This is a genomic window from Bartonella rochalimae ATCC BAA-1498, assembly GCF_000706645.1.
GTDB lineage: Bacteria > Pseudomonadota > Alphaproteobacteria > Rhizobiales > Rhizobiaceae > Bartonella > Bartonella rochalimae.
In genome coordinates this window covers 253,465-276,849 of the sequence record NZ_KL407338.1, presented here as the reverse complement: position 1 = coordinate 276,849, position 23,385 = coordinate 253,465, and the positions used below count along the sequence as shown (strand labels likewise).

The 23,385-nt window shown below is 35.2% G+C and carries 20 protein-coding genes and 1 pseudogene; 12 read left to right on the top strand and 9 right to left on the bottom strand.

Going from position 1 to position 23,385, the window contains the following annotated elements:
• Positions 1-31: 31 nt before the first annotated feature.
• A complete protein-coding gene (locus tag O99_RS05945; RefSeq protein WP_035007200.1) occupies positions 32-2,143 on the top strand; it encodes a lytic transglycosylase domain-containing protein in 2,112 nt (703 codons plus the stop codon).
• Between the two features lie 1,069 nt (positions 2,144-3,212).
• Positions 3,213-4,334 (top strand): alanine racemase, encoded by a 1,122-nt coding sequence (gene alr, locus O99_RS05935; protein WP_035007196.1) that lies wholly within the window; start codon positions 3,213-3,215, stop codon positions 4,332-4,334.
• A 127-nt stretch (positions 4,335-4,461) separates the two neighbouring features.
• On the opposite strand, the gene gcvP is transcribed toward alr, so the two are convergent.
• Genes gcvP through gcvT form a run of 3 tightly spaced genes read right to left on the bottom strand, consistent with a single transcriptional unit; the run spans position 4,462 to position 8,758 of the window.
• On the bottom strand, positions 4,462-7,257 hold the full coding sequence (gene gcvP / locus O99_RS05930; RefSeq protein ID WP_035007195.1) for an aminomethyl-transferring glycine dehydrogenase: 2,796 nt from the start codon (positions 7,255-7,257) through the stop codon (positions 4,462-4,464).
• 4 nt (positions 7,258-7,261) lie between these two features.
• Positions 7,262-7,630: a glycine cleavage system protein GcvH gene (gene gcvH, locus O99_RS05925; RefSeq protein ID WP_035007193.1), complete on the bottom strand. Its 369-nt coding sequence runs from the start codon at positions 7,628-7,630 to the stop codon at positions 7,262-7,264.
• Positions 7,631-7,636: 6 nt separating this feature from the next.
• Positions 7,637-8,758 (bottom strand): glycine cleavage system aminomethyltransferase GcvT, encoded by a 1,122-nt coding sequence (gcvT, locus tag O99_RS05920; protein ID WP_035007192.1) that lies wholly within the window; start codon positions 8,756-8,758, stop codon positions 7,637-7,639.
• Between the two features lie 512 nt (positions 8,759-9,270).
• On the opposite strand from gcvT, the gene O99_RS05915 reads away from it, so the two are divergent.
• The 3 genes from O99_RS05915 (at position 9,271) to O99_RS05905 (ending at position 11,768) form a co-directional block, all read left to right on the top strand.
• Positions 9,271-9,933 (top strand): LON peptidase substrate-binding domain-containing protein, encoded by a 663-nt coding sequence (locus O99_RS05915; protein WP_035007190.1) that lies wholly within the window; start codon positions 9,271-9,273, stop codon positions 9,931-9,933.
• 13 nt (positions 9,934-9,946) lie between these two features.
• Complete coding sequence (locus O99_RS05910) at positions 9,947-10,141, top strand: Trm112 family protein (RefSeq protein WP_035007187.1); 195 nt, start codon at positions 9,947-9,949, stop codon at positions 10,139-10,141.
• Between the two features lie 595 nt (positions 10,142-10,736).
• Positions 10,737-11,768 (top strand): aspartate-semialdehyde dehydrogenase, encoded by a 1,032-nt coding sequence (locus O99_RS05905; RefSeq protein ID WP_035007186.1) that lies wholly within the window; start codon positions 10,737-10,739, stop codon positions 11,766-11,768.
• An 86-nt stretch (positions 11,769-11,854) separates the two neighbouring features.
• Here the strand turns inward: O99_RS05905 and O99_RS05900 are convergent, their stop codons facing one another.
• Complete coding sequence (locus tag O99_RS05900; RefSeq protein WP_035007184.1) at positions 11,855-12,511, bottom strand: SH3 domain-containing protein; 657 nt, start codon at positions 12,509-12,511, stop codon at positions 11,855-11,857.
• A gap of 1,029 nt (positions 12,512-13,540) precedes the next feature.
• Between O99_RS05900 and O99_RS06795 the strand changes: the two are divergent.
• A pseudogene (locus O99_RS06795) lies at positions 13,541-14,103 on the top strand (ABC transporter permease subunit).
• A gap of 39 nt (positions 14,104-14,142) precedes the next feature.
• Here the strand turns inward: O99_RS06795 and O99_RS05895 are convergent.
• On the bottom strand, positions 14,143-14,631 hold the full coding sequence (locus O99_RS05895; RefSeq protein ID WP_035007182.1) for a MaoC family dehydratase: 489 nt from the start codon (positions 14,629-14,631) through the stop codon (positions 14,143-14,145).
• A 167-nt stretch (positions 14,632-14,798) separates the two neighbouring features.
• Here O99_RS05895 and O99_RS05890 point away from each other — a divergent pair, with 167 nt between their 5' ends.
• From O99_RS05890 to O99_RS05865, 6 genes are all read left to right on the top strand, one after another.
• Positions 14,799-16,112 (top strand): NAD(P)H-dependent oxidoreductase, encoded by a 1,314-nt coding sequence (locus O99_RS05890; RefSeq protein WP_035007181.1) that lies wholly within the window; start codon positions 14,799-14,801, stop codon positions 16,110-16,112.
• A gap of 576 nt (positions 16,113-16,688) precedes the next feature.
• Positions 16,689-17,609 (top strand): siderophore ABC transporter substrate-binding protein, encoded by a 921-nt coding sequence (locus O99_RS05885; protein ID WP_035007179.1) that lies wholly within the window; start codon positions 16,689-16,691, stop codon positions 17,607-17,609.
• 95 nt (positions 17,610-17,704) lie between these two features.
• Positions 17,705-18,661, top strand: a complete 957-nt coding sequence (locus O99_RS05880; protein ID WP_035007178.1) for an ABC transporter permease — start codon at positions 17,705-17,707, stop codon at positions 18,659-18,661.
• Positions 18,654-19,604 carry an iron chelate uptake ABC transporter family permease subunit gene (locus O99_RS05875; RefSeq protein ID WP_035007176.1) on the top strand — a complete coding sequence of 317 codons (951 nt, stop codon included), beginning with the start codon at positions 18,654-18,656 and terminating at the stop codon, positions 19,602-19,604. Before O99_RS05880 ends, O99_RS05875 begins: the two co-directional genes overlap by 8 nt.
• Positions 19,601-20,359, top strand: a complete 759-nt coding sequence (locus O99_RS05870; RefSeq protein WP_035007175.1) for an iron ABC transporter ATP-binding protein — start codon at positions 19,601-19,603, stop codon at positions 20,357-20,359. The genes O99_RS05875 and O99_RS05870 overlap by 4 nt, the downstream gene beginning before the upstream one ends.
• A gap of 787 nt (positions 20,360-21,146) precedes the next feature.
• Positions 21,147-21,509 carry a hypothetical protein gene (locus tag O99_RS05865; protein WP_035007173.1) on the top strand — a complete coding sequence of 121 codons (363 nt, stop codon included), beginning with the start codon at positions 21,147-21,149 and terminating at the stop codon, positions 21,507-21,509.
• A gap of 268 nt (positions 21,510-21,777) precedes the next feature.
• On the opposite strand, the gene fliQ is transcribed toward O99_RS05865, so the two are convergent.
• Genes fliQ through flaF form a run of 4 tightly spaced genes read right to left on the bottom strand, consistent with a single transcriptional unit; the run spans position 21,778 to position 23,383 of the window.
• Entirely contained in the window at positions 21,778-22,044 is a 267-nt protein-coding gene (gene fliQ, locus O99_RS05860) for a flagellar biosynthesis protein FliQ (RefSeq protein ID WP_035007171.1), read from the bottom strand.
• Between the two features lie 3 nt (positions 22,045-22,047).
• Positions 22,048-22,557, bottom strand: coding sequence for a flagellar hook assembly protein FlgD (flgD, locus tag O99_RS05855; RefSeq protein ID WP_035007169.1), 510 nt, complete (start codon positions 22,555-22,557; stop codon positions 22,048-22,050).
• A gap of 17 nt (positions 22,558-22,574) precedes the next feature.
• Positions 22,575-23,018 carry a flagellar biosynthesis repressor FlbT gene (gene flbT, locus O99_RS05850; RefSeq protein ID WP_035007168.1) on the bottom strand — a complete coding sequence of 148 codons (444 nt, stop codon included), beginning with the start codon at positions 23,016-23,018 and terminating at the stop codon, positions 22,575-22,577.
• Positions 23,015-23,383, bottom strand: coding sequence for a flagellar biosynthesis regulator FlaF (gene flaF / locus O99_RS05845; protein ID WP_035007165.1), 369 nt, complete (start codon positions 23,381-23,383; stop codon positions 23,015-23,017). Before flaF ends, flbT begins: the two co-directional genes overlap by 4 nt.
• Between the last annotated feature and the right edge of the window lie 2 nt (positions 23,384-23,385).

Sequence of the window (23,385 nt, the reverse complement as noted above, 5' to 3'; positions counted from 1 at the left end):
CTAAAAAGCAAGATCTAAAGGTCTTTCATCAATGTATATAGTCTCTGTTCACTATTTTGTATCAATCTTTATTATACTCAAATTGGCAACTATCATTTTACTCTCAAATGCCTCAGCACAAACAGTTTTTCTACCACAAAACGGACCAATTCCCTTGGTTCATCCTCACTCTTCTATCACCATAGAAAAACTTAAAAAATCTTTTGAAGCTAATCATCCTATAAAGAATATCCCAACAAAAATTAAGATTACTAAAAATAACCAGCTTAAATTCGGCTTAGATACTCTTTCAAACAAAGATATTATGAAAACAATAGCGCTTCGCAATACAATGCCTCAAAACAGTCTTGATCGCCATATTTTAACATGGGCAATCAACACATCATATCAAACGAATATACCACGCTCTGAAATATTAAGGGCCATCAATGAATTAAAAGGTTGGCCAGGTATGAATATAATGAAACGCAATGCTGAACGTGCTTTCATTAATGAAAACAATTCTACACAAGCGATTATTCAAAAATTTACTCACCATTCTCCCCTCACTGTACAAGGAATGGCTGCACTTGCCAAAGCCCTTATCGTAACTGGACAAACCACCCGTGCACGACAAATTATTGCACCGTGGTGGCATACAGTACAGCTCAACGCTCAAGAAGAAGATCTTATTCTTAAAAATGCAAGCACTGCATTAAAACCCTCTGATCATCTGAAACGTATGAAGATTATGCTTTATGCAAATCGTATTGATTCAGCTCAGCGGATTGCAAAATTAGCCCATGCCCAATCTCTCTTTAATGCTTTTGCTGCTGTTGAAAAAAATGAACCTCAAGCCGCACAAAAACTAAAAGCTGTTGATCAATCATGGAAGAAAGATCCTCTTTTACAATTTGCTAAAATTCGTTATTTTCGACGAACTGGACAATATGAAACTGCTGCACAACTCATGATGCAAGCACCACGAGATCCTATAAATCTTATTAACCCTGATGCATGGTGGATAGAACGACGTGTTCTTTCTCGTGAAATGCTTGATTTAAACAAGCCTAAAATCGCTTATCAACTTGTTTCAGCTCATATTGGAGGAACACCCTCATTTAAAATTGATGCTGCGTTTCACGCGGGATGGTATGCACTTCGATTTCTTCATAGCCCCAAGACAGCAATGCATCACTTTACGCATATCCCTCAACTCTCCTCTTCTCCTCTCTCAACATCCCGTGGCTATTATTGGATGGGGCGAACAGCAGAAGCCTTAGGTGAATATAAAAATGCTCAACATTATTTTCAGCGCGCTGCTCATTTTGGTACAACTTATTATGGTCAATTAGCAGCCTCTCGACTTAACGAAAAAAAACTTGAAATTTATTTTCCTAAGCCAACAATGAATGAGCGGCAAAGTTTTAGTGCACGAAAAGGTGTTCAAGTTATCCAAAGGCTTGAAGCTGCTGGCTATGCTAATCTCGCTAAAATTTTTTATAAAGAGCTCAGCACAACAATAGACAATCCTGGTGAATTAGCTCTTTTAGCTGTTATGTCAGAAAAAAGTGGCGACTATTATACCAGCCTCAAAATCGGTAAAACTGCTGTTGTTCAAGGTAAGGCCGTCAGCGCTCTTTCCCATCCTATCGGGGCTATTCCAACATCCATCAACTTTTCTGCAACAAAAAAGGCACTCATCTATGCCATTGCACGCCAAGAAAGCGAATTTAATCCTGTCGCTATATCAAAAGCTGGAGCCCAAGGTATGTTACAATTGTTACCTACCACAGCAAAAGTATTAGCTAACAAACATTCAATTGCGTGGTCTCACAAAAAATTTAGCAGTGATGTCAATTATAATACTATATTAGGTGCTCATTTTTTAAGTGAACAATTAGAGCATTTTAACGGATCTTATATATTGGCTTTTATCAGCTATAATGCAGGCTTCCGTCGCGCAAATGAATGGATAGAACGTTACGGTGATCCTAGAGGACAATCTCTTGATAACGTTGTCGACTGGATCGAACGTATCCCCTATACAGAAACGCGTAACTATGTGATGCGTGTTATAGAAAATTATGAAGTTTACAAAGCGCGTCTCATTGGAACCACAGATATCAAATCTGATCTCATTGCTGGCTACAGGAAGTCATAGACTCTCGTCTATTTCAAAATAGATCCTCTTCTTATCTTTTATTGTAGGATACGGTATAATGAAGTTATGTAAATGCCTTTTAAATAAGCATCTGTAAAACCATATATGTTATTGCTTTTGAAGCATTTAATAAAAATCAGAATATCACTTTAGTTTATAATGGTGATATCTTTTATTACATTATTAGCCTAATTTGAAAAGCATACTTTAGCTCTTACCTGTAAATTAAGTATCTACCTCTCATGCAATGACACATTGAGACAGTTTCAAATTTTCACTGCTATCCCAGTTTTATATAGAATAGACTGAAATGAAAACGTTAAATACACTAATTTAGCTTATCTCTACAATAAAGAGATAACAATTTGAAAAGAGCATAATTAAAGTAACACCAATGTCCAGCTTTATTACTTGTTTAAATCAACTTTCCGTCTTTCAAAATTGTCTAAAGCAATACATTCAAAATAATGAAGATTAACAATAACTTCATACTTTTTTCATCCTTTAATAGGATCATATTCCTTACGAAAAAATAGTCTACAATTAATTTACGAATCCGTTTTAAAAGATATTTATACTTTCTCCCCAACTCATTTCTTATCATCGTCCACTGAAAATATAATACAAGCTCAACCGAATTGCCACCATCTTTACCTTTATATTTATAAAGCAAAAAACCAATACCATCATTACTTCTATATTTTTATTCACTCACTAACATTACAACTTCTTTCTTATGTAGATGTCTCCTAAAAGGTATTGTAAAATTCCTTCTCAAATAATTTATCATCTATTCTTTTTTCTTATGACGTTTAGATAAATGGTTTTGTTTGCTTCAAAAAGAAAAATTAAAATGAAAAAACATTATTCCAGTAGGAGCTATCATTCAAAGAAAATAACACTCCATTCATTGTATCAAAATTGCATCTCTCACTTCACTAATTGCTTTCACCACTTATATATTTTAAAGTAAAAATAATATTCGCGTTTTTGTGTATCATAGGCACAGTTATAAGAATAATAATTAAAAGGGAATTTGTATCTTATTATATAGAGATAGGATTACAAAATGGACAAGTTTGTTGGTTATGAAGAAAATGCAATACTACCCTATACTGCGATAGCAACTATTGATATTGGTGCAATTATTGCTAATTATAAAACCTTAGTCCAACGTGTTGCTCCTGTAGAATGTTCAGCTGTTGTAAAAGCTGATGCCTATGGGCTAGGAGCTGAAAAAATTGCCCCTGCACTTTATCAAGCTGGTTGCCGCACTTTTTTTATTGCCCATCTTAAAGAAGCACTCCAATTAAAAGCTATTTTACCAAATAATGTTACCCTTATCCTTCTGAATGGTATTCCCCCTACTGCAGAAGAATTCGTGACTCAAACTGGTATTGTCCCTGTTCTTAATTCTCGGAATGAAATTGAAAACTGGCAAATGCATTGTCAAAAAAATGGTAAAAAATTTCCAGCAATCATTCAAATTGATACTAATATGAATCGACTAGGGCTCGATCAAGAAGAGCTACAATGGTTGATCCAAAATCCTACTCTCTTCGAAATAGCAGACATAAAATACATTATCAGCCACCTTGCTAATGGAGACAATGCAACACACACATCCAATTGCGAACAAAAAAACGCTATGAAAAAAGCACTTGCACAACTTCCTGCCTGTAAAGCTTCACTTGCTAATTCTGGAGGAATCTTTCTTGGCCCAGACTTTTATTTTGATCTTGTCCGCCCAGGTATTGGACTTTATGGAATTGATCCCCATCAAAAACATCCCACATCTCTTAAATCTGTTTTAAAACTTAAGGCTCAAGTTATTCAAAGCCGTTGCACTGAAGCGGGAACTCCTGTGGGTTATGGGGGAAGTTTCATCACTCAAAAGCCCAGCATTCTTACCACCATTTCTATTGGTTATGCCGATGGCTGGCTACGAAACCTTTCTAACAAAGGTTCCGTTTATTTCAACCAACACAAACTACCCATCATTGGACAAATCTCTATGGATTCTATTATTGTTGATGCAACCAATCTTAAGCATGAAAAACCAAAACGTGGTGATTGGGTAGAACTTATTGGAAAACATCAAACTGTCGAAAATGTTGCTGCAGATGCAGGGACTATTCCTTACGAAATTCTTACTTCTCTTGGTTCTCGTTATAAACGTATTTACATTTAAATCTTCGAATTCTCATAAAATGAATCTAAGATAGCCATGATCAGCCTTAAACAAAAATCGAAATAAATTATATCCAACTCCACAGGCTTGATATAGACTTGCTTAATTGAAACATAAGAAAATAAATTTAAACCGTGTTCACCAATGGTGGACAAGAACAAATCAAAGTTCTATCACCAGAAACATTGTCAATACGTGAAACAGGCGGCCAATATTTATTTGCTGGATCAAAGCGAGGATCAGGAAAAGCAGCTTCTTTTCTCGAATAAGCCCGTTTCCAATTATCGTCTAAAGTGTCTGCTAATGTATGCGGTGCATTCACCAATGGATTATCATCTTTCGGCCAAATGCCTTCACCAATTTTCTTAGATTCTTCAGCAATAGATAACAAAGCATCACAAAGACGATCAATTTCTGCCTTCGGTTCTGATTCAGTTGGCTCAATCATCAAAGTTCCAGGAACTGGAAATGACATTGTTGGAGCATGAAATCCATAATCAATAAGACGTTTTGCAATATCATCAACACTGATTCCATATTGCTCTTTCAGAGACCGTGTATCCACAATACATTCATGTGCAACACGCCCATGTTTACCCCGATAAAGAATAGAATAAGCCTTTGAGAGACGCTCAGCAACATAATTAGCATTTAATATTGCTATCTGTGTTGCACATTTTAATCCATCAGCTCCCATCATCCGAATATACATCCATGTAATCACTAAAATAGAAGCACTGCCATAGGGAGCTGCTGAAACGGCATGAGTCGTCTTATCTTGTTCGTGGCCAGGTAAAAACGGTTTTAAATGCATTCCAACGCCAATCGGGCCAACACCAGGACCTCCACCACCATGAGGAATCGCAAATGTTTTATGAAGGTTCATGTGACAAACATCCGCTCCCATATCCGCAGGACGTGCAAGACCTACAAGTGCATTTAAATTAGCTCCATCGAAATAGACTTGCCCACCATTTTCATGAATAATGGCACAAATGTCCTTAATGTTTTCCTCATAAACACCATGTGTTGAAGGATAAGTAATCATTAAAGCTGCCAAATGAGCTTTATGCAATTGTGCTTTCGCTTTAAGATCATCAATATCAACATCACCATCACTTAAGCATTTCACTATTACAACTTCCATCCCTGCCATATGTGCTGAAGCTGGATTAGTTCCATGTGCTGATGCAGGAATAAGACAAATATTACGCTGATGATCACCACGAGATTGATGATATCGCCAAATAGCCAAAAGTCCAGCATATTCACCTTGAGCACCAGAATTAGGCTGAAAAGAAACTTGAGCAAACCCTGTAATTTCACATAACCATGCATTTAACTGGTTCATCATTTCCTGATATCCCAACGCATCCTCTTTAGGTGCAAAAGGATGTATATTAGCCACTGTAGGCCAACTCACAGGTATTAACTCAGCCGCAGCATTCAGTTTCATTGTACAAGAACCAAGTGGAATCATTGCCCGATCCAGTGCTAAATCCTTATCTGATAAGCGACGTAAAAAGCGCATCATGTCGGTTTCTGAATGCACTGCGTGAAAAAATGACTGCGAAAGAAAAGCAGAATCACGCTCTTTGCCAAAAAGCCTTGTAGCAGTTTCATCAGTTAATTGTGCGTTAAAAAGCTGTGCTAAAGCAATAGCATCTTCTTCTGTTGATAATTCATCAAAATTAATTGCAACCCAATCATCATTAAGAACACGCACAAGCCGCCCACCCATTTTTGCTTGATTTGCAATATCTTGAGCTCTCTTCTCGACAAAAACACTAATACAATCAAAAAAATATTTACCCTCACAATGGATACCCACCGCTTCTAAACCAGCAACAAAACGACATGTTAAACTGTGAACACGTTTGGCAATTTCCTGTAGACCTTTTGGACCATGCCAAATAGCATAAGCCACTGCCATGTTAGCCAACAAAGCCTGCGCAGTACATATATTCGATGTTGCTTTATCACGTCGAATATGTTGTTCACGCGTTTGCAATGCTAATCGAAAACCAGTACGCCCTTTTGTATCTGTCGATTGCCCAACAATACGCCCTGGAATTAAACGCATTAAAGCATCACTCACGGCAAGATAACCTGCATGAGGACCACCAAAACCCATTGGAACTCCATAACGCTGCATAGAACCAACAACAATATCAGCTCCCCATTTGGCTGGTGCTTCCATAAGGGTAAGAGCTAAAGGATCTGCAACGACAATAACTAGAGCCCCCTTCTCCTTTGCCTCTTTAATAACTTCATTATAATCATTAAAGCATCCTCTTGTATCTGGCCATGGTAAAACAACAGCGGCCGTATCAGAACAAATTTCACCTTTTTCGCTCATGTGAATGCCCTGTGTTTCAGCACGTGTCTGCGCAACACTCAATGTTTGAGGATGTAAAAGGCCTTGAATCAAAATTTTTGTTTTTTTCTCACGTGCAAAACGGACAGCCACCGCATTAGCTTCAGCTAAAGCTGTTGCCTCATCAAGAAGTGAAGCAGCCGCAACAGGTAATCCAGTCAATTCACTTATTAATGTTTGAAAATAAAACAAAAGCTCTAAACGGCCCTGGCTAATCTCTGCCTGATAGGGTGTATAAGCGGTATACCAAGCCGGATTTTCAAAAAAATTACGCAAAATAACAGGTGGTACAAATGTTCCATAATAGCCTTGTCCAATAAAACTCTTCCGGACATTATTGCGTTCCATAATCTTCGATAATTCTTCCAAAGCTTTTTCTTCATTTGCTGCTTCTGGTAAATTAAGCAATCGTTTCAAATGAACAGACTCAGGAACAGCTTGAGAAACTAAAGCTTCTATTGAATCAAGCGCTAACACCCTAAGCATTTTTTGTATTTCATCAGATCGAAGCCCTATGTGCCGCGAAACAAAACGATGTTCTTGCATAATTTTACCCAATCAATGCACGATAAGAAGATTCATCTAATAACTCATCAAGCTGTGTCTTATCCTGTATCCTCATTTTCCATAACCAACCTTCCTTTTCGGCTTGCTGATTTACCAACGCAGGATCACCTGCTAAAGCTTCATTAGCTTCAATCACTTCTCCATCAATAGGTGCATAAACATCCGATGCCGCTTTAACAGACTCAACAACAGCAGCTGCATCTCCCTTAGAAATATGTGTTCCGCTCTGTGGCAAATCAACAAATACCAAATCACCTAACTGCTCTTGAGCATGATTGGTAATTCCAACCGTAGCGATCTGTCCCTCAACACTTATCCATTCGTGATCTTGCGTAAAATAAATTTTAGACATAAACAATTATCCCTTAAAATAACGTTGTTCAACAAAAGGAAGCGAATGAACAGACAACATGATTTTTTTGCCACGCACTTCAGTAAAAACTTCTGTTCCTTCGATTTTCCAATCAATAGGAACATAGCCCATTGCTACAGGACCATTAAAAGAAGGACCAAAACCACCCGATGTCACTATTCCAATCTGTTTCCCCTTATCATCTAGAAGAACTGCACCTGCACGTACAGGCTGACGTCCCTGTGGTTTTAAACCAACACGACAACGAGAAGGCCCTTTCTGATATGCTCTAAGAAAAGCTTCTGCCCCATAAAACTTAGCTTTTTCCCGAACACTCTTGGACACAGCCCATGTCAGTGCAGCCTCAATAGGAGTGGTATCAGGTGTAATATCATTACCATGTAAACACAATCCCGCCTCCAGTCGAAGACTATCACGCGCAGCAAGACCGATCCATTCAACACGATAATCATCGAGTAATTTTTCAACTAATGAACGTGCCTGACTTTCTGAAAGTGCAATTTCAAAACCGTCCTCTCCTGTATAACCAGAACGTGTTACAAACCAATCTTGGTATGGCTCAAACCCTTGCATAAACAAAAGCTCATTACCAAGCAAACCTGCATCAGCCAAAACAGAGGCAGCCTGCGGACCTTGAAGAGCAAGCAAAACTCTCTCAAGCGCAACTATTTTACAGTCAAAACCAACTGCACGTTTTTGAAGTTCGGCAAAATCAGCCTGTGCATTCCCTGCATTAACAACCAGCATAAAACGATATTTATCTAAACGCGTAAGAATAAGATCATCAAGAATACCAGCTTGCTCATTCAGCAAATAATTATAGCGTGATTGGCCTTTTTTTAAAAGGAATGCATCAATAGGAAGTGCATAAGATAAAAATTCAGCTGCTTCTTGCCCTTCAATAGCTATTAACTTCATATGAGAGATATCAAAAAGACCAGCCTGAGCACGTGTATGCAAATGCTCTTTCAAAACACCTAGAGGATAAACTAAAGGCATCATCCAACCAGCAAAAGCGCCAAATTTCGCTTGTGCTTTTTCATGTAAATTATGTAAAGGAAGTTTTTTTAAAGGCAATGTCTCAAATGTCTGCAAATCGGTGTCCATAATTTCTCCAAAGCCACGTTTACCACTCTATATTGTGGTTGTCTTTCTTACCCTTTGTCTCAAACCTGCAAGATTGCGGATTATTTTTCTCTTTGGCGGCAGATGTGAAAGTTCACATTTTGCACTCTCCCGCAAAGAATGAAAGAAGCAATGACATTCTTTCCAACATATTTTTGCTATAACTTATCTTCTCTACACTGTCATTAAAAAACTGATTATAGCACTCTAAATTTCAAAGTTTTTTATAATAACCTTGTTTTTTCAAACTACCCTTATAAATCTTTACTTGAGAGGAACTCATATTCTTTAAAATCTTACTGAAAACAACCCAAGATATTGTTGTTTCTCTTACTTTTCTCTATAAGGAGAGATTATAGTTTTTTTCATTATAATGACTTATATTATGTTATTATGTGATATAGTTTCGCTCATAATAATATAATTTTCTTATAATAAAAAATTATAATAATTCTAGGTACGAAACTGTATTGGATAAAGGTTATAGAACACTCATGAAAGCTGGTAATATCCACTATAATTGTGAACATGACTTACCAAAACAAATTGCCATTTTTCCTTTAGAAGGCGCATTATTGCTTCCTGGAGGTTTTTTATCGCTTAACATTTTTGAACCAAGTGCTCTTGAAATGATTGAAGACGCTATGACATCTAATCGTCTATTAGGAATCATTCAGCCGTTATCATCGAGTACAGATGATTTATCCTCAGAACTCTATGAAATGGGCTGTGTTGGTCGTATTACAAATTATAATGAAACAGGAAATGGACGACTTCTTATCGTATTACAAGGTATTTGTCGTTTTACCTTAAAAAAAGAATTAGCGAGCAAAAAGCCTTATCGGATTGCCATCATTGAATTTAATATAAAAGATTTACAAGAATATGAAAACTCAGAGAATATTAATCGAGAAAATTTACTCAATACGATCGAAAATTATCTTGTACTTCATGAAATTGAACATAATTGGAATAATATTTTACAAACGCCTACACCTGTACTCGTTAATGCTCTTTCAACTCTTATTCCCTTTACTCCAGAAGAAAAGCAAGCTTTACTGGAAGCGCCAGATATTGCAAGTCGCGCCCAAACTCTCCTTGCTTTAACTGAACGTTCACTTATGAAACAAACAGGGGCATATCATCTCTTACATTAACGGATTTTCAAACATGAAAAAAATGACAACTGATCCTAAGATGCTTGAATTACTGGTCTGCCCACTCACAAAAGAGCCGCTCTCTTTAAATAAAAAAACACAAGAATTAATTTCATTAAAAGCAAAACTCGCCTATCCTATTCGTAGTGGTGTTCCCATTATGCTTACTTCAGAAGCGCGTCCTTTAAAACATAATGAAAAAAAATAGTTTTTATTTTCCTTTTCATAAAACCAAATTTTATATCAAAACATATTTTCTCTCGATCAGTTTTTTAAAATACATACCCAAAGAAAATCTTAAGAAAACTATTCTACTGACTAATAACGTTAAAGCTTTAATTTTTTTCAACAAAGAAACTCATTCTCTGCTTCCATAAAACTCATATTATTTCTTTGAATATCAATTGATAAATGCATAAAATAATTTTACTCATCACCTGCTAACAAAAATAGACCTGTTGCCTTAAACTCTGTTCCTTATGCAACAAAAAAGCCTGAAAAAACGATAATCAATAACAGATTAGCAGTCTGCTCAATCAAAACCTCATGAAAAATAATATTTATTAATTTGACAGAAAAAATTGAAACTCTCTCCAGTTCTAAAAAAACCAAGGAAGAAGTGTATTGTCAAGTAAAGTGATCTATAGTACCCTCATCACGATAATTGTATGTATACAATTGGGCCTAAGAAAGTAATAATTAAAATATGCAAATTTCTTGGCTAATTTACCCTCTTTGTTAGATTTAACCTAAAAAAAATTAGCGTCATATCTGTTTTATAAAATAGAGAAAGAAGTGAAAATATGAATTTTAAAGTTGCAGTTGTTGGTGCTACGGGAAATGTTGGGCGTGAAATATTAACAATTCTAGAAGAGCGTTGCTTTCCAGCTAGCGAAATAGTTCCTTTGGCTTCACGACGCTCAATAGGACAGAGTGTTTCTTATGGCAACAAAACTTTAAAAGTCAAAGCGCTTGATACATATAACTTTTCTGACACTGATTTGTGTCTCATGTCTGCTGGAGGAACTATTTCCAAAGAATACGCTCCTAAGATTAGCGCTGCTGGTTGTGTAGTCATCGATAACTCCTCCACATGGCGTTATGATATCAATGTTCCCTTGATTGTGCCAGAAGTAAATGCAGAAAGCATTAAAGCATTTTCTAAACGTAACATTATTGCCAATCCTAATTGTTCAACCATTCAACTTGTTGTTGCTTTAAAACCTCTCCATGATGCAGCAATCATCAAACGCGTTGTTGTATCCACTTATCAATCAGTCTCTGGAGCTGGTAAAGAAGAAATGGATGAACTATTTGAACAATCACGAGCTGTTTTCGTTGCTGATCCAATCTTATTAAAAAAGTTTACTAAACGCATCGCTTTTAATATCATTCCTCATATCGATGTTTTTATGGAAGACGGCTATACTAAAGAAGAATGGAAAATAATGGCCGAAACAAAAAAAATTCTTGACCCCAAGATCAAATTAACGGCTACTGCTGTTCGAGTCCCTGTCTTTATTGGTCATGCTGAATCTGTTAATGTTGAATTTGCAAAACCATTAAGTGCCCATGAAGCGCGCGCGCTCCTACGCAATACACCTGGTTGCCAAATCATAGATAAACAAGAAGATGGTGGTTACATCTCTCCCTATGAATGCACAGGAGAGGATGATATTTTTATTAGCCGTATTCGCGAAGATGCTACCGTCGAAAATGGCTTAGCTTTTTGGGTTGTTGCTGATAATTTAAGGAAAGGAGCAGCATTGAATGCAGTTCAGATTGCTGAACTTCTCATCTCTCGTAATTTAATCACACCTAAATCAGCTATCTAAACGGAAATAGCAGCATAAAAATTCTCTTTATGCTGCTATTTTTGTTTATTTTTTCTTCAGAAAAATACAAAAAGTTTTCTTTATTTTTATAAAGTAGGATATGTTATAACACGATAGCGTGTTTCATTGCGTTCAGCATTTTCAAAATTGACATTATCTGGAAATAAAGGATTATAAGCTGTTACTCGTTTTATAGATATTTCACGTGTATTTTCAGAAGGTTTTAAAATTATTCGATCATCAGTTTTTTTCACACCCGTGGGTACAATATCCTTAATATCTAAAGGCTTCTTATTAATCGTCGCACTTGTTTCATCTTTTTTTTGCACCTTTTTCTCTGCTACTGTAGCAGTAGGCGTATTGTTTGGATGAGAGATAACCTGTTTTTCTTGTACTATTTGCTTTTGAATAACAGGTTGTGGCTTTCTTTTAATCTGCATAAAAGAAATTACGGGAATATTGTCAACATTAAAATAATTTGCAGATGCCCAACCAACCGTTTCATTATGTTGAAGTAAACACCATACTTTATCAGCGAGACAGCCATTAATTTGTACCTTCGCTCCAGTAGGAACTACCGCCGTAACTTTATAAGTTGTAGCTGGTCCTGCGCGTAAAATTGCTTTACCTTTTTCTATTTTAGCAACTGTTCCAGCAGCTACATCAGAAGTAGCCAACATAAACCCCGCTCCCATCAAAGATGTCAACATCATTGTTGCTGATAAAAAACTCTTTTTAAACATTCTCTCTTTCCTATTCCATAGCATTTAGAAACTCAAATTTGCCTGTGCAAAAATTTGTCTCGTTTCAATAAAATGGTGTTAAATTTTTTGATTTCTCAAAAGACTGCTACATCTTAAGAAAATTGAAAAAGCTCTCTTACGTGTCTCCCACCACCCTATAGACACGAGCTCTTCTCTTGCAAACAATGCTGATCTTATCGATCATTGCATGCAAAAATATCATTTGATCACCTGATCATCAGTTCTTAAAGAAGTTTTGAAAATACTATTGGTTCCACAAAAAAGATCACAATTTAAAATATATTGACCTAAGTCAGAGTAAACCTCTTCCATTAATAGGATATGTTTGTTCAAAGATAAACACTTCGTAACAGAGGATAAAAAGATAATATCATTTTTAAAATAAAAATGATTGAGTACTCTCTAAAGCTTTTATACTTTTTAATTTTTTTCAAGATAATTCGAATACACAAAATTGTCCTGTAAAACCTTTATACAAAAACAAAAGAAAGATAAACACGTATGAAGTTGAATAACTGCTCCAATGCACAATCATTGGATTATTTCTTTTTCTCTCTCCCTTTATCTTTCACACTTCCTATACTGTTGTTCTTAACCAAGGATAAATTGCAGAAGAAAAATATATCAAAAAATTTCACCTCACTTCAAAGAAATGCAACTATTGCTATGCCAAAACTGTAACGCCACAGCTTCCTATGTAATTTGCAAAAAATTAAATCAACAAGTCAAGAAGCCGTTACCTAAACAACATTGCCAGTGACATTGTTCAAAGAACTTTTCTTAATCTCCTTGAAAATGAAACAAGCTTAAGAGCGCGTATTTTTCATAGGTAACCTTGATACAGTCCAAAGAAAAACTATCGTACGTCTTTTTAGGTCTTCCTGAACACAATAAAGTAGCTCTAAAAAGCCATTTAATAGTTGACCGAAAAGAGTCAATATTGTGAGGTTTTTGGCTACATTTAACATTCTTTATGTTGAGCTTCCCACTGCTATTTTTACATTATTCATGACAATCAGTGCTTATTTATGTCCATTATTTTAGGACCGCAACTTGGTTTGTTGCTTCATACAACTGCACAGAAAGACTTTTTCCATCATCCCTTATTCATTGCCTTTTGATTATCTATTATCGATAGTATTCGTGCTATTCCCTTTATTATAGCTGCCTTTTATCTTTTACCTATTCCCCGTGTTGTAAGAGGAAGGGACACAGGAATTTCTTCAGTGATTTTTGTTCTCCTCTTACAGCTATTCCTTTTTATGCATGCATAGCAGAATTATCTTTTAAAACAATCGAGCATAATTTAGTTGAAGCCATCCATTCTATGGAAACCAACCACTTTCAGATCATCAGACAATATCCTTATCCCCCTGTACCACTCACTAGTATCATTACTGGTTTTACAATCATAGTCATTTCTTTAATCAGTGCTACTTTGCTCGCTGGATATCTTGATGGTGGCAGTCTAGGTGTTCTAGCAATTAGCTATGGCTACCAACGCTATACAATACCGCACTAATGATGATAGTGATTATTTTTTAATTATTCTCAATATAATTGTCGAATAGATTGATGATCAAATTGCATAGAAATTGGACAAAACAAAATTAAACAGTTTCAGATGCGGACTTATTTTCCCCAATCATAGCAATAATAAGCCAGTCGGCAATAAGAGCTGGATTTTTTAACTGTTCAATCTCCATCGTTACTTCATAATGAAAAACAACACGACCAGAAGGACGAACTTTAGCATTATTTAAAATAAAACGAGCACGGACTCGTGCTCCTGTTTTTACAGGATTCATAAAACGAACTTTATCAAAACCATAATTAATCCCCATTGTTGCACCTTCCAACTCTGGCAATGCCTCATAAGCTAACACAGACAAAAGTGACAATGTTAAAAAACCATGAGCAATAGTGCCTCCAAAAGGCGTTTTTTTCGCTTTTTCTTCATCTACATGAATCCATTGATGGTCATCGGTTGCATATGCAAATTGATTAATCATATCTTGAGTAACAAGACGCCACTGCGATAAGCCAATTTCTTTTCCAATGAAATTGGCTATATCTTGCACTGCTATTTTTCGTTGCATAACACTATCCTTATTTTGCTGGATAAAAAACTAAATGCCTTCCCTCTTGCTTTTATAAAAGCTATTGTTTAGAGCATCAACAATATAAATCCTAAATATCTCATCGATAAGGGCATTTATTAATAATAAAATGTTTTCTTAAAGAAAAATTCAAATAGGAAACAACAATGACCAGCAACATAAACCTAACAGGTTTAGCGCGTGATTTAAAACAGCATGCAGAGACCCATAACCCCATTCGTATTGGATTAATTGGTTGTGGTGAAATGGGAACAGATTTATTATCGAGTATTACACAGATAGATGGCATAACAATCGCAGCTGTTGCAACCCGCACACCATCGCGTATTTTTGATGCTGCTGCATTAGCCTATGGAGAAGAAGGGCATGTACGTGAAGTTGAAAACACTACTGCTTTAACCAAAACTATTGAAAAAGGCCTGATTGCTGCTACAAATGATTTAGACCTTGTTTTACGCCATGAACAAATTGACATTATTGTCGATGCGACAGGACATCCTGAAGCAGGAGCAGAAATTGGTTACAAAGCACTTAGTAACAATAAACATCTTGTCATGATGAATGTGGAAGCGGATGTTACGATTGGTGCTTATCTCAAATATGAAGCAGATAAACGAGGTCTTATTTATACACTTGGTGCCGGTGATGAACCGACATCTTGTATGGAACTCATTGAATTTGTTTCAGCACTCGGTCATAAAATTGTTGCAGTAGGTAAAGGAAAAAATAATCCACTCATTTTAGATGCTACCCCTGATGCTTACGAAGAAGAAGCCAAACGGCGCAACATGAATGTTCGAATGTTGGTTGAATTTATCGATGGGTCCAAAACAATGGTTGAAATGGCAGCAATTGCTAATGCAACAGGACTCCTTCCTGATTGCCCAGGAATGCACGGTCCTAAAGCTGCACTCAAAGATTTAAATAAAGTACTTATTCCAAAACAAGATGGTGGTATTTTAAACAGATGCGGTGTTGTAGATTATTCAATAGGTGAAGGAGTTGCCCCTGGTGTTTTCGTCATTGCAGAAATAACGCATCCACGTTTGCGTGAACGTATGGAAGATTTAAAAATCGGTCAAGGACCTTATTTTACCTTTCACCGTCCCTATCACTTAACTGCAATGGAAATTCCGCTTACCTGCGCGCGCATTATGTTATATGGAAAAACAGATATGGCACCACTTCACTACCCAGTAGCAGAGGTTTGTGCCATTGCTAAAAAAGATTTACACCCTGGTGAACAATTAGATTTTATAGGTCTTTACAGCTACCGTGCTTGGATCATGAGCGTTGAAGAAGCACGTGCTCATCAAGCTATTCCTTGCGGACTGTTAGAAAAAGCAACTGTTACAGCCACAATTAAAAAGAATGAACTCATTACAATATACAATACAACTATTCGCGAAAATCAATGGATTGCACGTCTACGCAATAAACAAGACCTCTTACTGCGTTGAATATCCTCCTCACATAAACCATACTTTGCACTAAACTGCATAAAACACTCTAGATAAATAGAAAAAGAAACGAAATCACCTCTTAGGTTAAAAAAGAAAAACAGCGCTCATCTTTTTAAGCCAAAGCATTTAATAATCGCAAACTCTTTTAATCGCTCATTTTTTTAAAAGAACGAAAATATTAATAAGCTTTAATCAACAAAAGAAATAAAATTATAAATAATCTTATAAACCTTCATTCTTTTTTCAAATAAGCTTCAAATTCGCTTTGCGTAACACACTCAAAATTATATGAGATAAAAGGAAAAGAACAATTTTTGCGAAAAAATAAAAAATTATAAATATGCTTTATCAGCTCACTTAATAATTTTTTGCAAACTACCCCAAAAAGTGTGTATAATACGAAAAACACAAAATAAATTTAATTCTTGATTGGCACTGCATTATACACTAAACAGTACGTATCTTAAATCATTTTGATAACATAGTGTATTCTTACTGTATATTTATTATGTAGAAAAATTCAATATAAGGATCTTGATCTTAAAAGTGTTTTTAAAAGAAAAGGACAAAATAATGATTGTTAAACGTCTAATACGGGCAGTTTCTATTTTAACTGTAATAATGAGCTTTATAACTACCGCGTGCGCAAATCTAACGGTTGAGCACGCTTCAGGCACAACTTCTGTTCCTAACAATCCCAAAAAGGTTGTATTTTTTGATCTTGCATCACTCGATAATGTAAATCGTTTAGGCATTAATGCTGTTGTTGGTGTTCCTGAAGGAAAAAAACCCATATATTTGCAACATTTCGATGATGCAAAATATGAGAAAATAGGTACTTTCTTTGAACCTAATTATGAGAAAATCGCTGCTTTCCAGCCTGACCTTATTATTATTTCTTCAAGAACGAAATCTAAATATCAAGACTTATCCAAAATCGCTCCAACAATTGATCTGACAGTAGGGTATGAAAATGCTCTCCAAAATATTGAACGGAATGTTACCATTCTTGGAAAAATTTTTGGTAAAGAAAAAGAAGCAGAACAAGAAATTGCAACGTTCAAAGAAAATTTAGCAATGGTTCGTAAAAATACGCAAGGAAAAGGAACGGGACTCGTTCTAATGACTTCAGGTGGAAAAATAAATGCTTTGGGTCCAAAGTCACGTATAGATATTATTCATACTGACTTTGGAATTGCTGCTGCAACTGATAAGATAGTTGTGCACAAACATGGTCAACCTATTTCTCCTGAGTTCATTCTTGAAACCAATCCTGATTGGTTACTAGTTATTGATCGCGATGCAGCAATTGGACGGGAAGGAAAATCTGCAGCAGAGTTGTTAAACAATGAACTTGTTCACCGCACAACTGCTGGGAAAAAAAATCAGATTATTTACCTAGATTCTTGGAGCTGGTATCGTGCAAGTGGCGGCTTAACTGGACTTAACGAAGCAACAAAGCAAATCAGCAAAGCTTTCGCAGAAAGTAAATAAAAACAGTTAAAATAGCTTGCTCGTTATAAAAATAAGATTTAATAACAGAAGCTGTTATACAAAGAGCTTCTGTTATTTTTTTTAAAGAATTTGATGTGACAAATTATTGGATAGCCATAGCGATCATTGCAGTACTTTCTGCTTGTAGTATTTTTGTTGGCTATTCTGATATGACACTCGCTGATTTATTATCAGGCAACTTAAAAGCGTGGCTTCTTTTTTGGCAAACGCGTCTTCCCCGAACAATTGCAGTACTCTTGACGGGTATGTCACTTGCTCTCTCAGGAATGATTATGCAATTGTTAACACGTAACCGTTTTGTTGAACCTTCAACAGCTGGAACAGTTGAATCCGCGTCACTCGGCATTCTTTTCGTCATGATTTTTATTCCTGACATATCTGTACTTGGAAAAATGGCCGTTTCCACAGCTTTTGCAATGATTGGTACGTTGATTTTTATGTTTTTGTTATACAAGATTCCTTTAAAATCTGTTCTCATTGTACCACTCATAGGAATTATGCTGGGATATGTTATTAATTCCCTAACAAATGCTATTGCTGACCATGAAATGCTTCTTCCATCCCTTCAAGCTCATTTATTTGGTAGTTTTTCAATGATTATTGATGGGAAATATGAACTTTTATGGCTGTCTTTTCCCTTATGCGTTCTTGCTTATTTTGCTGCTCATCGCTTCACCGTAGCTGGCCTTGGAGAAGATTTAACCAATAATCTTGGCCTTAATTACCGTACTGTTATGTTTTTTGGGCTCTTTATCGTTGCATCAATTACCGCTTTGACCACTTGTACAGTTGGCCGTATTCCTTTTATCGGATTGATTATTCCAAATCTCATCTCAAATTTCATGGGGGACAATATGCGTCATAGTGCTCCTTGGGTGATGATTAGTGGAGCTGGATTAGTATTAATCTGTGATCTTTTAGGACGGGTCCTTCATCACGATTTTGAAATTCCTATCAGTACTGTAATGGGTGTTATTGGTAGCTTTATTTTTATCATACTGCTTTTACACTGGAGACAGCGTCTTGGATAGAAAAAAAGCGACTATAATGATATTGACAAGGCTGACCATAATAGCGTGTATCATGATTAGTCTTTATATGCTATGGAATATAACTACTTTTACTTGGAAATTTCGTTTCGCAAAACTTGTTTCTCTTCTTCTCATTGCTTATACAATTGCTGTTTCTACTGTTTTATTTCAAACAGTCGTTAATAATCGTCTTTTGACACCTTCAATCATGGGATTTGATCAGCTTTATATTTTAATCAAAACCGTTATTCTTTATTTTCTCGACTCTCTTTCTTTACCATTCCTCAGTGAGGAAGGGCAATTAATTCTTGAAGCTATTATTCTTATTATTTTTTCAACAAGCCTCTTTCGCTGGTTATTTTCAGGAAACATTCAAGGTCTTCATCTTACTTTATTGATCGGTGTTGTTTTTGGTGGATTTTTTTTCAGCTTACGCATGTTTATGCAATTACAACTGAATCCAGATCAAATGATGAATTTAACAGATATTATGTTTGCAAATTTTAATAAATTCAATACATCATTAATTGGCTTTGCTACAATCATTGTTTTTATCGTAAGCTTGCTCGGTTGGCGTTTATGCCACTTACTTGATGTTCTTTCTCTTGGACGCGAAACTGCTGTTAATCTTGGTGTTGATTATCACAAAAGTGCTACAACTATCCTTATTTTCATCTCTATTCTTGTATCGATTTCTACAGCACTTGTTGGGCCAGTCACTTTTTTTGGACTATTAGTCGCTAATCTTTCTTATGAACTCTCACCTCAAAAAAAACACCATGTTGTTGTCCCCATTGCCATATTACTAGCTATAATTTCTTTAGTAAGCGGACAATTTATTTTAGAACAAATCTTGAATATGGGAGGACGACTAAGTTTTATTATTGAATTTTTTGGTGGTATCGTCTTCTTAACTCTATTGATGAAGGGACAATTAAAATGATTGAAATCAATCATCTTTCCAAAACCTATGGAGCTAGGAAGGTTATTGATAATTTATGCCTTCATTTACCAGAGGGAGGAATTATTTCTCTTATTGGCCCTAATGGTTCAGGAAAATCAACTCTTTTGATGATGATTAGACGCCTTCTGCCAATTACTAAAGGTACAATTAATGTCGATGGCTTTGATATTCAAACGACACCACACGATATTTTAGCTAAAAAACTTTCACTTTTACGTCAAGATAATTCTTTACCTGTCCGTCTAACAGTTCGTGATTTAGTAAGCTTTGGGCGCTATCCTTATTCTAAAGGTCGGTATAACAATGAAGATAAACAGTTTATTGACAGTGCTATTAAATATCTTGGTTTAGAAAACTTAGAAATGCGCTTTTTAGATGAACTTTCTGGAGGACAACGTCAACGTGCTTTTATTGCAATGGTCATTTGTCAAAATACTGACTATTTTTTATTAGATGAACCATTGAACAACCTCGACATGAAACATTCCGTTTCAATAATGAAGCAACTGCGCCGCACAGCCAATGAATTAAAAAAAACCATTCTTCTTGTTATGCATGATATTAATTTTGCCTCATATTATTCAGATTTGATTGTAGCAATCAAAAATGGTAAAGCTATTTATTGTGGGAGTCCAAAAGAAATTATCCAGCCTAAAATTCTTAAAGACATTTATGATATGGATATTCAAGTAACAACCATCAATGATGTACCTATTGCTCTTTATTACCAATAAAAACTCGTCTTTAGCACTTGCATACTCTTCAAAATTTTCTACAAAAAGTAAAATTTGAATATTGAATAATAGTAGACTCTGATACCATCAATCTTGGTATAATCTAAGTTCTGAAAAAATTAATAAAATTTAGTGATTTATACTCTACATTCAAAACTTGATCCTTTTTTCTTTATCTAACTAATTTTGCCTCGATCCTGATTGCTAATCATTAAAATATCAACTCTAATGACAAGAAAGTAGCAACACAATTTCAAAGAGTCTGCTAATTATTATTTCAAAAACAGAAGATAGTGTTACAAAAAACAAAACAAGTGTACGTAAGACAATTCTAATTCAGTCATTTTTTATAAAAAGAAACTAATGCTACATAACCTTAAATATTTATAAAATGAAAAAAGGAGCTCTTAATATACTGGATTTTAATAAAGAAAATTTTATTTATTTTAGTGTCTTACAAAGAATAGCTTTCAAAAAAACATTTCAAAATAATTTTGATAAGTCTATAAAACAGATTTGAATAATCCTATTCTATAAATGAGAAATATTCAGAAAAAAATTATATAAAATGAAAATTCAGTTTTTCTTTATCTAAGCATCTTATTTATATATATTTTTCCTATATATAAGTACGATCAATTATTAACACTCGCTTTTCTAAAAAGCTGTCTACAAATTAAGCTCTTGAATTAAATATAAGGAATACCTATTAGCAGCTTGATTTTATAAAAAAAGTCGATTATTCTTGTGAATCATTGAGTAGTTAATGTAACGAGGGGTAGTGATTATGAAACCGAGGGGAGTTGCTTCAACAATGCACTTTGCAGCATTAATGCCACAAATAGCCTTTTCTAAAAATGAAGTGCAACAAACTCAAAAACTTACAAAAATGGCTCCTATTGTTGAACCCATGCCTCATTATCCTCTTTCAGCAAATATTTCTGATATGCTTGCACATATTAATGAGCTTATCCGTCAGGAAATAATGAAACCAGTCACAGACAATGATAACTTTTTCTTTTTAAATGCTGAAGAAGAATATAAGTATCAACCGATGCAACAACGTGAAATGGTAAAGAAAGAAGAGCTGCCTACAGCACAAAAAGCAGATGGGAAATTAATTGCGGTAGAGAAAGAAAGTGCTGCATAAAATAGATATGAAATTTGCAGAATGATAATTGAACTAAAACAATTAGTGTGAAGTAAATAATTATTATTTATAAAAGCAAAAAGGGCTTTTCTTAAAATTTAATGTGCATTTTACAGGGAATTTTCCCAAAAATTTCAATGATATTACATTTATTTATGCATTAAATATAATAATTTAGCTTATATAAGAAAGCTTATCAGTTAATAGTTTTACGTATGCAAATATAAAAATATTCTAGTATCTTGTGATATACTGTTAACAAAAACTTCTAAAATCCCGTTTCTATTCGATTATAAACTAATTGTGTGAAAGCATAAATCTGCCCTCCAACAAACGGAGCTGTAAATGCTAACACTAAAAAAATAATAATAATTTTTGGAATAAATGTCAGCGTCATTTCCTGAATTTGTGTTAAAGCTTGAAATAAAGCAATAATAATACCTGCAGACATTGCAGCAAAAACTGCTGGACCACTAGCAGTTAAAATAGTCCATATAGCTGCTGTTACCATATCAATAGCATCAGCTTCATTCATACTCTAGAACCTACCAACATAAGATTTATGACCATCAGCTTCAGGTTTCTCACCATTTTCGCCAGGTTTCTCACCCTCTACATCAGGTTTTTCAGTCATAACCTTAACACCTGGGCCAATAACAACTTTTTCACCATTGTCCAATGTCGCAACTATCCCATCACTATAAATATCAATAGAAACCACATATCCTTCAATAACTTTATCTTTTTCATCTGTAAATTGTATATATTTACCGACATACCCCTCTGCTCCGTTGATTAATCCATTAGAAAGCATCTGGGAAAGTGTTTCATTCATTTTTATAGCTTGTTCAACAGATGAAAAACTTGCTAATTGCGATACAAATTCTGTTGAATCCATAGGTTTTGTTGGATCTTGATTTTTCATCTGTGCTACCAACAACTTTATAAACATATCATAATCTGCATTCTTCTTTGCTCCAGCCATCTCCGGCTGTCCACCATCATCTTGAGAATAACTTCTAGGAGCACTAACCGCGTCCAATGCCATATCACACCTCGTTAACGTTACATTCCAACTTGTCTTACACTTATACTTGTCGTATTTGGTGAGGATATTTTACCCATAATCTGTGCTTCTTTCTGAAACAAACTACGAAGAACTTTTAATACCTCAAAAATTTTATTTTGCTCAGTTAAATAAATACACTCCTTTAAGCCTTTCAAAAGGTCACAATCAGTAAAGGTTTGAAGTAACTTTTTTAACAGATTAACAAACACAGTTAATGCTTTCTCCGCTTCGCTTGGATTAATCAACACAAGCTGAGCAGAAAAATAAAGCTGTTTAAGAGGAGTATCAGTATCTTCAACTTGTAAAACATGCCCTTCTAAAAGAAAAGTTGCATCATTTAATAATTCAAAAGTTACTTTACGATCCACCCGTAATACAGCACCATTAAGAAAGATTCTTTCATTTGGTTTGAGTGTCAAACGGATTGTTTTTTTGCTCATTCATATATCTCCGCATTTTCTGCCAAACCATCACGAATAGATTCAGAGATCTCAACAAGAACATCAAAATCAGTAATCTCTCCTTCATCTAATTTCTGAATTTCTTTTAAAATAAAAAAACCAATAGAAATAAGAGAAGCTTTCAATGCCTGTGGTAAAGCATTTGCTGCTTGCCCAAGATCTTCAATAAGAATAACCCAAAGCTTTCGGGCAAACTGAACTGCATCCTTAGCTTCACAAGAACCAGGACCTTTGGCTTTTGCAGCTAAAAGCAGCTTGATACAACGATCAAATAAAAATCGTTCGCGCTCACGTGCGCTCATTGCATCATCTTCCATGACATCTTCATATCGCATTTGATACATTA